Genomic DNA, 13,198 nt, shown 5'->3' on the forward strand with positions numbered 1-13,198 from the left:
GGACTATTTTGATGAGTTTCAGTGGTGCTACAAGGGGAAATGAAGTTGAACAATAGCTAAAGAACAAAGTGTCTCAGACCCGTGACAATGTGAACAAAAAGTCCATGGAACTGTATCAAAATGTCACCGCCAGGCAGTCGCCACAGAGCGAACACCGCCCCGCAACGCGCTGCCGTGTGGCAAGCGCGCTGGCGGTAAAATCCTGTCAAATCAAGGGACAGCGCCGTAGGAACAAGCCGACGGCAGAGAAGGGTGGAGACTTACGAGGAAATCGCGTGCTTGGCCATCAGGCGATACAGTGTCATGCGCGAGACGCCGAGGTCGCGCGCGGCCTGGCTGATGTTGTTGCCGCTGCGCGCCAGGCTCTCGCCGATGGCGATGCGTTCGGCCGAGAGGCGCGAATTGCCGAGGCCTTCCCTGACCGGGCAGATCGGCCCGGCGCTGGGCAGGTCGAGGTCTTCCGGCATGATCAGTCGTTGTTCGGCCAGCACCATGGCGCGCCGTACCCGGTTGATGAGTTCGCGCACATTGCCCGGCCAGTCGTAGCGCGCCATCGCCTGCAGCGCTTCGCGGCTCACGCCCTTCAGCTGCGGACTGCGTTCGGCCGCGTACTTGTTGAAGATGAGGTCGGTCAGCAGCGGCAAGTCTTCCTTGCGCTCGCGCAGCGGCGGCACCCGGATCGGGAACACGCTGAGGCGGTAGTACAAGTCTTCGCGGAAGCGACCCTCGGCCACGGCCTGCGGCAGGTTGACGTGGGTGGCGGCGATCACGCGCGCATCGACCGCGATGGTGCGGGTGCCGCCGACGCGGTAGATCACGCGCTCCTGCAAGAAGCGCAGCAGGCTGGCCTGCAGGTCGAGCGGCAGGTCGCCGATCTCGTCCAGGAAGATGCTGCCGCCGGACGCCGCCTCGAGCAGGCCCTGCTTGTCGCGGGTGGCGCCGGTGAAGGCGCCGCGCTCGTGGCCGAACAGTTCGGAATGGATCAGGGCCGGCGCCACCGCCGCGCAATTGATGGCGATGAAGGGACCGTTCGCGCGCTGCGAGCGCAGGTGGATTTCTTGGGCCGCGAGTTCCTTGCCGCTGCCGCTCTCGCCCGAGATCAGCACCGGCGCGTCGACTGCGGCGATCTTGTCGATGTGGGCGCGCAGGCGCACGATGGCGCGCGAGGCGCCGTCGATGTGGCTGGCCCGCTCCGACGCCTGGCGCCGGTGCGGCGGCGTGGCCTTGGCCAGGGTCGCCATGCCGTGCGCGTGGCCGAGCGAGTGCTGCAGGCGCAGCATGTCGACCGGGCGCGTATGGAAGTCGAACAGGTGGGCCGCGATCAGCTCGCGCAATGCGGGCTGGTCGATGCGCAGCGCGTCGAACACGCCGATCCAGCGTGTGTGATGGTGCTGGCGCAGGAAGCGCTCGAGTTCGGCGTCGCCCGAACCGTCGCTGCGGTCGAGCAGCAGGCCGACTCCGTAATGCTGCTGCGACAGGACCTTGCGCGCCGCGGCGATGTTCTCCACCACGCACACATCCCAGCCGGGCAGCTCGCCGTGGCAGGCGCGCGCGTGCGCATTGCCTTCACCCGAAATGCATAAGAGACGTTTTACAGACACCGTTGCCCTCGTTATCGCTGGCGCTTTGCCAGTTTTCGTTGTTGTGAGTTCCGGCGCGTCATACCTAACGCATCCGTGCGGCAACTAATCCCTTCGAATGGATTGCTGACGCGAAAAGTATTGTTCCATTAAACCTGAAATGCCTTGGGCATGTCGCACAAACATTAATAGAAGTTTAAGGACATGTGCAATTGCGAATGAAAGCTTTGCTGTTTATCATGGAAACATCTGCAACTTTGTTGGTGACCTGCTATCGATCTTACCGGGGCCAACCGTGACCGGGAAGGGCGTCCGCGTCGATACGCCGCTGCTGAGCGGATTGTTAGCGCTTCATGCGTTGTGCCCGTCCAACAAGGGGACAGGGAGGATGCCATGGGGCAGCACATGCCGGCCGTTCCGGCCCTGGTCGCCAATGGCGCAGTCCACCGTCGCCCTGCTTGTATAATGCGGCAACACCCAACCGTCCCGCACATATGACCAATACCACTCACTTCGGCTACAAGACCGTCGCCGAGGACCAGAAGGTCCAGGAAGTCGCCAAGGTTTTCCATTCGGTCGCCTCGAAGTACGACGTCATGAACGACCTGATGTCGGCCGGCCTGCACCGCGCCTGGAAGATGTTCACGATCGCCCAGGCCGGCGTGCGTCCCGGCTTCAAGGTGCTCGACATCGCCGGCGGCACCGGCGACCTGGCCAAGGCCTTCGCCAAACAGGCGGGCAAGACCGGCGAGGTCTGGCTCACCGACATCAATGAGTCGATGCTGCGCGTCGGGCGCGATCGCCTCTTGAATAAAGGGCTTGTCACCCCAACCATGTTGTGTGACGCCGAAAAATTGCCGTTCCCGGACAATTACTTTGACCGGGTCAGCGTCGCCTTCGGGCTGCGCAACATGACCCACAAGGACCAGGCCCTGGCCGAGATGCGCCGGGTGCTCAAGCCGGGCGGCAAGTTGCTGGTGCTGGAATTCTCGAAAGTGATCGCGCCGCTGCAGAAACCGTACGATGTGTATTCGTTCTCGGTGCTGCCGTGGCTGGGCCAGAAGATCGCCGGCGATGCCGAAAGCTATCGCTACCTGGCCGAATCGATCCGCATGCATCCCGACCAGGACACGCTGAAGGGGATGATGCAAGACGCAGGACTGGAGCGGGTCCAGTATTTCAACCTGACGGCGGGTGTGGCCGCTTTGCACACTGGTATCAAACTCTAATTCTAAGGATAGAGACAATGAAAAAGTTTTTGGTCACGACGATGTTGGCAGTCACCGCGTTCGCGATGGTGGCGGACGCCTTCGCCCGACCAATGGGCGGCAAGCGTTCGATCGGACGGCAGTCGCAGTCCGTGCAGCAGCAGGGCCCGGCGCCGGCGCCGGCCCAGAGCATGCAGCGCCAGACGCCTAACTCAGCGGCACCTGCCGCAGCTGGTGCAGGCGCCGCGGGCGCAGCGGCCGCCGCCAAGAAACCGAGCATGATGCGCAACATCCTGGGCGGCGCACTGCTGGGCCTGGGCCTGGGCGCGCTGCTGTCGCACCTGGGCATCGGCGGCGCCCTGGCCAGCATCATCTCGACCATTCTGATGGTCGCGCTGATCGGCCTGGTGATCATGTTCATCGTGCGCATGGTGCGTCGTAAAGATACGCCGGCCAATCCGGCGGCGGCGACCGCGGGCGGCTTCGGTGGCTTCCAGCCGCCGGCCCCCGGTTCGACCGCCACGCCTGAAATCGGCTCCGGCCTGCGCAATCAGCCAGCCGCTTTCCAGGGTAATGTAGGCCTGGATAAAGGCGCGGCAGCCGGTTTCGGCGGCGCGGCTGCCGCACCGGCCTACCAGCAATGGGGCGTGCCGGGCGACTTCGACAGCGAAAGCTTCCTGCGTCACGCGAAATCGTCCTTCATCCGCATGCAGGCGGCCTGGGACCGCGGCGACACCGACGACCTGCGTGAATTCACCTCGCCCGAAGTGTTCGCCGAGCTGAAGATGCAGATCCAGGAACGCGGCGCCGTGACCGACTACACCGACGTCGTCAATATCGACGCCCAGCTGCTGGGCATCGAGAAGACCGCGACCGACTACCTGGCGAGCGTGCAGTTCAACGCCATGATCCGCAGCGCCAAGGACGCGCTTCCAGAACCGTTCGTCGAAGTCTGGAACATGTCGAAGCCGCTGTCGGGCTCGGGCGGCTGGGTGCTGGCCGGTATCCAGCAGACGAACTAAGCGCATTTGCTAAAGCGATTAGTTTTGACGGAATTATTTTTCGATAAACATTCCGTGTCACCGGGTTTGCGCCCGGCAAACTGGTAAGATCAAAACCGCCCGCATCAACCCGGGCGGTTTTGTTTTTTGAGGGTCGTCCTTTTCATGTTTGCTAGTCTTTCCTCACTGTCGCCACAGCACGCTCTGACGCTGCCCGCGGTCGCCGCGATCAATCACTTGCTGGCCCAGGAAGCCTGGGCCAGGGCCTTGCTCATGCGCCATGCCGGCAAGGACGCCTGCATCGATGCCGGCCTGGCCCGGCTGCGCATGCACGTCGGGCGCGACGGCCTGCTCGAAGCCGCGCATCAGGGCACTGCGGGCGATGCGCCTGCCAGCGTCACGATCCGCGTGAAACCGGCCGACCTGCCGCTGATCGCCCAGGACCGCACGCGCGCGCTGTCGTACGTGAAGATCGAAGGCGACGCCGAGTTCGCCAACGTGATCTCGCAGCTGGCCAACGGCCTGCGCTGGGATGCCGAGCACGACCTCGAGCGGGTGGTGGGGCCGCTGGGCGCCCATCGCCTGGTCAGGACCGCGCGCCGCACCGCCGGCGGCGCGACCGAGGCGACGCGGCGCCTGGCCGAGAACCTGGCCGAGTTCCTGGCCGAGGAAAGGCCGGTGCTGGTGCGGCCGGCGCAGCGCGACGCGTTCGCCGCCGACGTGGTGCGCCTGCGCGACGACGTCGAGCGCACGGCCAAGCGCATCGCGCGGCTCGAGCAAAAGCTGGCCCAGCTGGACGCCACACCCTCCATCATTCTTACCCGCGCAGACCACCACCCGGATCGTCGATGATATTGAAATTCCTGCGCCTGCTGCGCATCCTCACCGTCTTCACCAGGTACGGCCTGGACGAGATCGCCGTCACCAGCATCAACGCCCCGCGCACCGCGCGCCTGATGAACACCTTCTTCTTCTGGCGCCGCATCACCTCGCCGCGCGCGATCCGCCTGCGCCAGGCGCTGGAAGAACTGGGCCCGATCTTCGTGAAGTTCGGCCAGGTGCTGTCCACCCGGCGCGACCTGGTGCCGCCCGACATCGCCGACGAGCTGGCGCTGCTGCAGGACCGCGTGCCGCCGTTCGGGTCCGACCTCGCGGTGGCCCAGATCACGCGCTCGCTGGGCGCCCATCCCGACGAGCTGTTCGCCCGCTTCGACCGGGAGCCGGTGGCTTCGGCCTCGATCGCCCAGGTCCACTTTGCCCAGCTCAGGGATGGCAAGGAGGTCGCGGTCAAGGTGCTGCGTCCCGGCATGAAGAAGCTGATCGACGAAGACATGGCCCTGATGCGCCTGGCGGCCAGCCTGATCGAGCGCGTGTGGGGAGAGGCGCGGCGCCTGAAGCCGCGCGAAGTCGTCGCCGAATTCGACAAATACCTGCACGACGAGCTGGACCTGATGCGCGAGGCGGCGAACGCCAGCCAGCTGCGCCGCAACTTCGCCGGATCAAGCCTGCTGATGGTGCCCGAGATGTACTGGGACTATTGCTCGAGCAGCGTGATCGTGATGGAGCGCATGTATGGCATCCCGATCTCGCAGATCGACCGCCTGGCCGCCGCCGGCGTCGACCTCAAGAAGCTGTCGAGCGATGGCGTGGAAATCTTCTTCACCCAGGTGTTCCGTGACGGCTTCTTCCACGCCGACATGCACCCGGGGAACATCCTGGTCTCGACCGCGCCGGAAACCCTGGGCCGCTACATCGCGCTGGACTTCGGCATCGTCGGCACCCTGAACGATTTCGACAAGGATTACCTGTCGCAGAACTTCCTGGCCTTCTTCCGTCGCGACTACAAGCGCGTGGCCGAGGCCCACATCGAATCGGGATGGGCGCCGCAAACCACGCGCGTGGACGAGCTGGAGGCCGCGGTGCGGGCCTGCTGCGAACCGATCTTCGACCGCCCGCTGAAGGACATCTCGTTCGGCCAGGTGCTGCTGCGCCTGTTCCAGACCTCGCGCCGTTTCAACGTCGAGGTGCAGCCGCAGCTCGTGCTGCTGCAAAAGACCCTGCTCAATATCGAGGGACTGGGACGCCAGCTCGACCCCGACCTGGACTTGTGGAAGACCGCCAAGCCGTATCTCGAGCGCTGGATGACGGAGCAGGTCGGCTGGAAGGGCCTGACCGAACGCCTGCGCGCCGAAGCGCCGCGCTACGCCCAGATCTTCCCGCAGCTGCCGCGCCTGGTGTACCAGGTGCTGGAGCGCGAATCGAAAGGGCAGCTGGCGCATCCGAATGTGCCGAACGCCGACATGCTGGCGATGGTGCTGATCGAGCAGCGCCGCACCAATCGCATGCTGGCCTTCCTGACCTGCCTGGCGGCGGGGTTCGGGATGGGACTCGTCGCCCTGTATTTGTTGTAGGGCACGCAAAGAAAAAGCCCGCAGACGCGGGCTTGGCAAGCTAGTGTTCTTCTACGGACCGCGCTGATGGAGGCATCGCGCAGTCTTCTGTTTCTTCTTTGCGGTGAGCAGCAGGGATTTCCCTACTGCCAACATTGGGTGAAGAAGCCGTATTAGAGCATCCAACCCGATGCTTGAGCAAACGAAACACCTGTTGACGATGGTGAAAAACAACATCGAACGGCCCGCACTTGCCCATGCGCCGGGTCTGTGCCAGCCGCGGTAGGCCGCAAACGGCAAATGCCCGTGTAAAAGCTTTATAATTCAGGGTTTTGAAGATTTTTGCGGAGCACCTAGCATGCCGATTTACGCCTACCGCTGCGAAGAATGCGGTTTTACCAAAGATGTACTGCAAAAAATTTCGGATCCGGTCCTGACCGTGTGTCCGTCCTGCGCCAAGCCGTCCTTCAAGAAGCAAGTGACCGCTGCCGGCTTCCAGCTCAAGGGCACCGGCTGGTACGTGACCGATTTCCGTGGCGGCACGCCGCCGGCTACCGGTACGGCCAGCAACGGCAACGGCAACGGCGCGCCGGCGCCGGCCGCGTCGACCGAGTCCAGCGCACCGGCAGCGGCGACGCCGGCGCCGGCCGCGCCGGGCACGTCCGGCGGCGACAAGAGCAGCACCTGATCCGGCGCGGCTAGCGCCGCGCGCCAACAAGAACAACGGGAATCCGATGCGCAAATATTTCATCACCGGCCTGCTGGTCCTGGTCCCCCTGGTCATCACGGCCTGGGTGCTGAACCTGATCATCAGCACGCTCGACCAGTCGCTGCTGTTCGTGCCCGACGCCTGGCAGCCACGCAGCATGTTCGGCATGGACGTGCCGGGCTTCGGCGCGGTGCTGACCCTGGCCATCGTGTTCCTCACCGGCCTGCTCACCAACAACCTGGTCGGCAACTACATCGTGCGCCTGGGCGAACGCCTGCTCAAGCGCGTGCCGGTGGTCAGCTCGCTGTACGGCAGCGTCAAGCAGGTGTCGGACACGCTGTTCTCGCCGTCGGGCAATGCTTTCCGCCAGGCGGTGCTGGTCCCGTATCCGCATGCCGATTCGTACACCATCGCCTTCCTCACCGGCGTGCCGGGCGGCGAAGTGGCGGCGCACCTGGGCGGCGACTACGTCAGCGTCTATGTGCCGACCACCCCGAACCCGACCTCCGGCTTCTTCCTGATGATGGAGCGCAGCCGCGTGAAAGAGCTGGACATGTCGGTCGATGCGGCATTGAAGTACATCGTTTCGATGGGCGTGGTCGCGCCGGTGGCCGCAGTTGCCAGCGCACCTGCCAGCGCGCCGGCCGCAACGATCAAGTAACACCGAATCAAAGAATAGTGGCCGCCTTCGATGGCGGCGCGAGCAATCAACCAACCTGGAACGAAAACTATGTCCACCATGCGTACCAACTACTGCGGCCTCGTGACCGAGGAACTGCTGGGCCAAACCGTCAGCCTGTGCGGCTGGGTGCACCGCCGCCGCGACCACGGCGGTGTGATCTTCATCGACCTGCGCGACCGCGAAGGCCTGGTGCAGGTGGTCTGCCATCCGGACAACGCCGCCGTCTTCAAGGCCGCAGAGCATGTGCGCAACGAGTACTGCCTGCGCATCGTTGGCACCGTGACCAACCGCCTGGAAGGCACGGCCAACGCCAACCTGAAGTCGGGCAAGATCGAGATCAACGCGACCGAAGTCGAAGTGCTGAACGCCTCGGTGCCGGTGCCGTTCCAGCTGGACGACGACAACCTGTCGGAAACCACCCGCCTGACCCACCGCGTGCTCGACCTGCGCCGCCAGCAGATGCAGCACAACCTGCGCCTGCGCTACAAGGTGTCGATGGAAGTGCGCAAGTACCTGGATAACCTGGGCTTCATCGACATCGAGACCCCGATGCTGACCAAGTCGACCCCGGAAGGCGCGCGCGACTACCTGGTGCCGTCGCGTGTCAACGCCGGCAACTTCTTCGCGCTGCCGCAGTCGCCGCAGCTGTTCAAGCAGCTGCTGATGGTCGCCAACTTCGACCGCTACTACCAGATCACCAAGTGCTTCCGCGACGAAGACCTGCGCGCCGACCGCCAGCCTGAATTCACCCAGATCGACTGCGAGACCTCGTTCCTGACCGAACAGGAAATCCGCGACCTGTTCGAAGAGATGATGCGCGTCGTGTTCAAGAACACCACCGGCGTCGACCTGCCGAACCCGTTCCCGGTGATGGACTTCGCCACCGCCATGGGCAAATATGGTTCGGACAAGCCGGACATGCGCGTCAAGCTCGAGTTCACCGAACTGACCGAGCTGATGAAGTCGGTCGAGTTCAAGGTGTTCAACAGCGCGGCCAACATGCCGAACGGCCGTGTGGTCGGCATGCGCGTGCCGCAGGGCGGTTCGATGCCGCGTTCGGAAATCGACGCCTACACCCAGTTCGTGGCGATCTACGGCGCCAAGGGCCTGGCCTACATCAAGGTCAACGAGAAGGCGAAAGGCCGTGACGGCCTGCAGTCGCCGATCGTCAAGAACATCTCGGACGAGGTGCTGGCGCAGATCCTGGAGCTCACCAAGGCGCAGGACGGCGACCTGATCTTCTTCGGCGCCGACAAGGCGAAAGTCGTCAACGACGCCCTGGGCGCGCTGCGCGTGAAGATCGGCCACTCGGAATTCGGCAAGAAGGCCGGCCTGTTCGACGACGTCTGGGCCCCGCTGTGGGTGATCGACTTCCCGATGTTCGAATACGACGAAGACAGCGACCGCTGGACCGCGACCCACCACCCGTTCACCGCGCCGAAGGACGGCCACGAGGACATGCTCGAGTCGAACCCGGGCGCCTGCATCGCCAAGGCCTACGACATGGTCCTGAACGGCTGGGAACTGGGCGGCGGCTCGATCCGTATCCACCGCGAGGAAGTGCAGAGCAAGGTGTTCCGCGCGCTGAAGATCGACGCCGAGGAAGCGCAGCTCAAGTTCGGCTTCCTGCTGGACGCGCTGCAGTACGGCGCGCCGCCGCACGGTGGCCTGGCCTTCGGCCTGGATCGCCTGATCACCCTGATGACCGGCTCCGAGTCGATCCGCGACGTGATCGCCTTCCCGAAAACCCAGCGCGCGCAAGACCTGTTGACCAACGCGCCGTCGGAAGTCGACGAGAAGCAGCTCAAGGAGCTGCATATCCGTCTGCGTAACGAGCCGAAGGTGGCGTAACGGCGCATGAGGTAGGATGGACGGGCCATCCACGCGTTCAAGCACGCGTGGATGGCCCGTCTACCGTATCTGCCCATGAAACCTCACAAGATCCCGGAATCGGTGCTGGTCGTGATCCACACTTCCGACATGGAAGTGCTGGTGCTCGAACGCGCCGACCGTCCGGGCTTCTGGCAATCGGTCACCGGCTCGCTCGACGCGCCGGACGAGCCGTTGATGACGACCGCCGCGCGCGAACTGTTCGAAGAGACCGGCATCGTGGCCGACGGCGAACGCATTCGCCTGCGCGACTGGCAGCTCTCGAACGTCTACGAAATCTATCCCGTCTGGCGTCACCGCTACGCCCCCGGCGTGACCCACAATACCGAGCACGTGTTCTCGGTCTGCGTGCCGCGCGACATTCCCATCCTCCTCAGCCCGCGCGAACACCTGCGCCATGCCTGGTTGCCGCATCTGGAGGCGGCGGACCGCTGCTTCTCTTCTTCCAACGCCGAAGCCATCCTGCAACTGCCCCGAAAAATCGCTTAAAAATTGCGAGCAGCAAATAAAATTGCCTTAAAGCAGCTTATTTGCCGAAAATCAGCATTGAAACATGGCATGTGTGCGCAATAAAATGACGTTTTTTAACAAAAGTACGTAGGTACTTTTTTCAGAAAATGGTCTGTGCGTGGCCGCGCATATGCGTTCGCTCAAACGTACTCTCTCCTATGAAAATACATTTGAATACACTTCACCTGTCTTTTTTATAACCATAGGAAATTTTGCGAAAGTACATATGCACGAGATATTCCATGTTTGACAGGCGTAAATTCGTAGACTAAGGTCAACGGCTCACCCATGGTGAATTTTTGATGTGCAACTTTTAAGTGGATGATTCTGGGAGATAAAATGGATAACCTCGAACTGAATAGCGACAAGAAAGTTAAGGCAATCACCCTAGGGGACGACTGCATCTATATCGACCTCTTCGACGGCCTGCGCCTGAGCGGGCCGCTGGCGCCGCGCGAGGAAAAGCAGGGCGCGCAAGAGCGCCGTCCGCGCCGCATGATCGTGTCGGGGCATGAAGCCGTCTACGATACGGCGCTGGCGCTTGCCTGAATGTCAGATTCAGCTCAGTTCAGAATGTAAGAGCGCGACGGCACCAACCAACCGCCGCGCTCCGCGCTCCAGCACCAGGCTGTGAAGCGCACGATTGGGCCCGTTTCACGAGAACGCCAGTCCGATCCGGGTAGAATGTTCCCATGAAAATCCGTGTAGCCACCTACAACATTCATAAGGGCGTCTCGTCCCTGCGCAGCACGCCACGCGTGATCGCGCTCAAGAAGGCCATCGCAGAATTCGACGCCAACGTGGTGTTCCTGCAAGAGGTGCAGGGCCGGCACGACCGCTACCAGGCACGCTACGGCAAGGAAGACCGCGGCCACCGCCACTGGCCAGAAACGGCCCAGTACGATTACTTCGCCGCCGACGTCCACCATACGGCCTACGGGATGAACGCGGTCTATGACCACGGCCACCACGGCAATGCGCTGCTGAGCTGCTGGCCGATCGAGAACTCGCACAACCACGACGTTTCCGACCACGCCTACGAGCAGCGCGGCATCCTGCACTGCATCCTGGGCGCGCCCGAGTGCCGCGTGCACTGCTACGTGGTCCACCTCGGCCTGTTCGAAGGCAGCCGTGGCCGCCAGACCGCCTCGCTGATCGAGGCCGTCAACGCATCGGCGCCGAACGGCGAGCCGGTGATCATCGCCGGCGACTTCAACGACTGGCGCAACACGCTCAGCGACAAGCTGCGCAACGCCCTGGGCGTCAAGGAAGTGTTCGACGAACTGGGGCCGCGCTCGCCGATGGGCGACATGGTGCGCAGCTGGGCCGGCCGCCAGCCGCGCCTGGCGCCGGCCCGCACCTTCCCGGCCATGCTGCCGTGGTTCAGGCTCGACCGCATCTACGTGCGCGGCTTCAAGGTCAACAACGCCAGGGTGATGCACGGTCCGTTGTGGGCCAAGCTGTCCGATCATGCGCCGATCGTGGCCGAGCTCGAACTCACACAAGGGCCATGCGCAGTCTGACCTTTGTCGACAACAATGACATCACGCTGCTGCAGAGCGGCATTGCCTTCTTCCCGGCGCTGATCGAGGCGCTCGACGCCGCCCAGCACGAGGTCTTGTTCGAAACCTATATCTTTGCCGAGGACGAGACCGGCGCCGCCGTGCGCGACGCCCTGGCGCGCGCCGCCCGCCGCGGCGTGAAGGTGAGGGTGCTGGTCGACTGGTTCGGCACCGGCCACCGCTGCTGCGGCCGGCTCGGGCCCATCCTGGTCGAGGCCGGCGCCCAGTACCGCGTCTTCAATCCCTGGTGCCGGCGCGGCATCGCCCGTTCGCACCGCAAGATCGCCGTGATCGACCGCGAAGTCGCCTTCGTGGGCGGCATCAACGTCAACGACGACTGGCTGTGCGACCACGCCGACGGCCACCGCCTGCCGGCGCCACGCTGGGACTTCTCGGTGCGCGTGCGCGGGCCGCTGGTGGCCCAGATCCATCACGAGGCGCAAGCCCAGTGGACCCGCAGCGGCCGCCTGCGGCTGCGCAAGCGCTTCCAATTGTTCCGCGAGATGCGCAAGCAGGCCATTCCCTCTTGCGAAAGTCCGGCACGGGCCGCATTTGTGGTGCGTGACAACCTGCGTAACCGCAGCACGATCCAGAAAGCCTATCTGCAAGCCTTGGGGCGTGCGCGCCACAGCGTGCTGCTGGCGACGCCGTACTTCGCGCCGGGCCGCAAGTTCCGCAAGGCGCTGGCGCATGCCGCGCGGCGCGGCGTGCAGGTGACGCTCCTGATCGGGGTGGGGGAGTTCAAGATCCAGGATGCGGTCGCGCATTCCTTCTATCCCAAGCTGCTGGCCGACGGAGTGCGGGTGGTCGAATACCGCAAGACCCAGCTGCATGCGAAGGTGGCGGTGGTCGATGACGACTGGGCCACGGTGGGCTCCAGCAATTGCGACGGCCTGTCGCTGTTCCTGAACCAGGAGGCCAATGTGGTGGTAAGCGATCCGGTGTTCGCCGCCACCATGCGCGAGCATATCGAGCGCGGCATCCTGGACGGCAAGGAGGTCTGCCCGCAGGAATTCGCCCACACCGGCTGGCTGCGCCGCGCCACCTATGGCATGGCGTATATGGCGTACAAGCTGGTGATGCGGGTGGTCACGTTCGGATACACCTAGGGATATTGGAAATAGATAATGGAAAAAGAGAACGTACGAATCGACAAATGGCTGTGGGCGGCGCGCTTCTTCAAGACCCGCTCGCTGGCCCAGGACGCGGTGGAACGCGGCCGGGTGCGCATCGGGGGAGAACCGGTCAAGCCGGCGCGCGCCGTCAAGATGAACGACCGCATCATGATCGACAACGGTTCCGATCGCTGGGAAGTGATCGTGGCCGCGATCTCGGGCTCGCGCGGCCCGGCGCCGGTGGCGCGCACCCTGTATTTCGAGACCGACGAGAGCATCGCGCGGCGCGAGAACGACAAGACGGCGCGCCGCCTGTACCCCGAGCCGAGCATGGACATCAAGGGCCGGCCTACCAAGCGCGACCGCCGTGCGATGGAGCGCGTCGGCGAGGAATGACGATGGGCGCAATGCCCGTCGTCAACGGGATATCCCGTTCCGTCAAAATGCTGTACCTTTATGACTGAAACAACAAACTTCCGTTCCCCGCCCACGGCGACGGACGGAAGCGCTCCACGGCGCCATCTCCCGGCACCGATCGTTGTCTTGCATCA

Annotated in this window: 13 protein-coding genes; 12 read left to right on the forward strand and 1 reads right to left on the reverse strand. The window is 63.8% G+C overall.

Going from position 1 to position 13,198, the window contains the following annotated elements; genetic code table 11:
• Window positions 1-260 precede the first annotated feature (260 nt).
• The gene (locus KY496_RS20955; protein ID WP_219862251.1) at window positions 261-1,601 is read right to left on the reverse strand and encodes a sigma-54 dependent transcriptional regulator; all 1,341 of its coding nucleotides are present in this window, start codon (window positions 1,599-1,601) and stop codon (window positions 261-263) included.
• Window positions 1,602-2,074: 473 nt separating this feature from the next.
• On the opposite strand from KY496_RS20955, the gene ubiE reads away from it, so the two are divergent.
• From ubiE to KY496_RS21015, 12 genes are all read left to right on the forward strand, one after another.
• Window positions 2,075-2,809 carry a bifunctional demethylmenaquinone methyltransferase/2-methoxy-6-polyprenyl-1,4-benzoquinol methylase UbiE gene (gene ubiE, locus KY496_RS20960; protein WP_123070098.1) on the forward strand — a complete coding sequence of 245 codons (735 nt, stop codon included), beginning with the start codon at window positions 2,075-2,077 and terminating at the stop codon, window positions 2,807-2,809.
• Window positions 2,810-2,826: 17 nt separating this feature from the next.
• Window positions 2,827-3,810 carry a Tim44 domain-containing protein gene (locus KY496_RS20965; RefSeq protein ID WP_184238011.1) on the forward strand — a complete coding sequence of 328 codons (984 nt, stop codon included), beginning with the start codon at window positions 2,827-2,829 and terminating at the stop codon, window positions 3,808-3,810.
• A gap of 144 nt (window positions 3,811-3,954) precedes the next feature.
• A complete protein-coding gene (locus tag KY496_RS20970; RefSeq protein ID WP_219862254.1) occupies window positions 3,955-4,641 on the forward strand; it encodes an SCP2 domain-containing protein in 687 nt (228 codons plus the stop codon).
• Window positions 4,638-6,200, forward strand: a complete 1,563-nt coding sequence (gene ubiB, locus KY496_RS20975; RefSeq protein ID WP_219862256.1) for a ubiquinone biosynthesis regulatory protein kinase UbiB — start codon at window positions 4,638-4,640, stop codon at window positions 6,198-6,200. The genes KY496_RS20970 and ubiB overlap by 4 nt, the downstream gene beginning before the upstream one ends.
• Before the next feature lie 337 nt (window positions 6,201-6,537).
• Entirely contained in the window at window positions 6,538-6,867 is a 330-nt protein-coding gene (locus KY496_RS20980) for an FmdB family zinc ribbon protein (RefSeq protein WP_005663268.1), read from the forward strand.
• A 46-nt stretch (window positions 6,868-6,913) separates the two neighbouring features.
• The gene (locus tag KY496_RS20985) at window positions 6,914-7,549 is read left to right on the forward strand and encodes a DUF502 domain-containing protein (protein WP_071360668.1); all 636 of its coding nucleotides are present in this window, start codon (window positions 6,914-6,916) and stop codon (window positions 7,547-7,549) included.
• Between the two features lie 69 nt (window positions 7,550-7,618).
• Window positions 7,619-9,421: an aspartate--tRNA ligase gene (gene aspS, locus KY496_RS20990; RefSeq protein WP_219862258.1), complete on the forward strand. Its 1,803-nt coding sequence runs from the start codon at window positions 7,619-7,621 to the stop codon at window positions 9,419-9,421.
• A gap of 75 nt (window positions 9,422-9,496) precedes the next feature.
• Window positions 9,497-9,949 carry a dihydroneopterin triphosphate diphosphatase gene (gene nudB, locus KY496_RS20995; RefSeq protein ID WP_005663253.1) on the forward strand — a complete coding sequence of 151 codons (453 nt, stop codon included), beginning with the start codon at window positions 9,497-9,499 and terminating at the stop codon, window positions 9,947-9,949.
• A gap of 360 nt (window positions 9,950-10,309) precedes the next feature.
• Window positions 10,310-10,519 carry a hypothetical protein gene (locus tag KY496_RS21000; protein ID WP_005663251.1) on the forward strand — a complete coding sequence of 70 codons (210 nt, stop codon included), beginning with the start codon at window positions 10,310-10,312 and terminating at the stop codon, window positions 10,517-10,519.
• Between the two features lie 143 nt (window positions 10,520-10,662).
• Window positions 10,663-11,493 (forward strand): endonuclease/exonuclease/phosphatase family protein, encoded by an 831-nt coding sequence (locus KY496_RS21005; RefSeq protein WP_005663249.1) that lies wholly within the window; start codon window positions 10,663-10,665, stop codon window positions 11,491-11,493.
• Window positions 11,481-12,641, forward strand: coding sequence for a cardiolipin synthase ClsB (gene clsB, locus KY496_RS21010; protein ID WP_005663247.1), 1,161 nt, complete (start codon window positions 11,481-11,483; stop codon window positions 12,639-12,641). The genes KY496_RS21005 and clsB overlap by 13 nt, the downstream gene beginning before the upstream one ends.
• A gap of 18 nt (window positions 12,642-12,659) precedes the next feature.
• Window positions 12,660-13,043, forward strand: coding sequence for an RNA-binding S4 domain-containing protein (locus KY496_RS21015; RefSeq protein ID WP_071360663.1), 384 nt, complete (start codon window positions 12,660-12,662; stop codon window positions 13,041-13,043).
• Window positions 13,044-13,198 lie beyond the last annotated feature (155 nt).

The organism is Massilia sp. NP310 (genome assembly GCF_019443485.1).
GTDB lineage: Bacteria > Pseudomonadota > Gammaproteobacteria > Burkholderiales > Burkholderiaceae_D > Telluria > Telluria timonae.